The organism is Secundilactobacillus silagincola (genome assembly GCF_002583405.1).
Taxonomy (GTDB): domain Bacteria; phylum Bacillota; class Bacilli; order Lactobacillales; family Lactobacillaceae; genus Secundilactobacillus; species Secundilactobacillus silagincola.
Genome location: NZ_BCMJ01000076.1, coordinates 1 through 223 on the forward strand (window position 1 = coordinate 1; position 223 = coordinate 223).

1 protein-coding gene is annotated in these 223 nt (G+C 48.4%); it reads right to left on the reverse strand.

All coding sequences use genetic code 11. The features are described 5' to 3' along the window. Nucleotides 1-223 (reverse strand): hypothetical protein (locus CES82_RS12650; RefSeq protein ID WP_180245759.1); only part of this gene is annotated, 223 nt, incomplete at both ends.

A 223-nucleotide genomic window follows, 5' to 3' on the forward strand; every position in this document is an offset into this window, starting at 1 on the left:
ATTTTACCATCTGGGGTTTCATAGTTGACTGTCGTTGTTGTGGCAGCTACGGCTGGTCCGCTTGATGCTGTGGTCTTCGCAACTAACGGGATAATCACTGTTTGATTGGTATCTTGGGCAATAATTAGCGGTAATTCACTAACCGGAATAGCCAGTTGCCAGCCAGCTGGAACGTACTCCTGAACCTGATAACGGTCAAATGGCGTACCGGGAGTGCCTACTA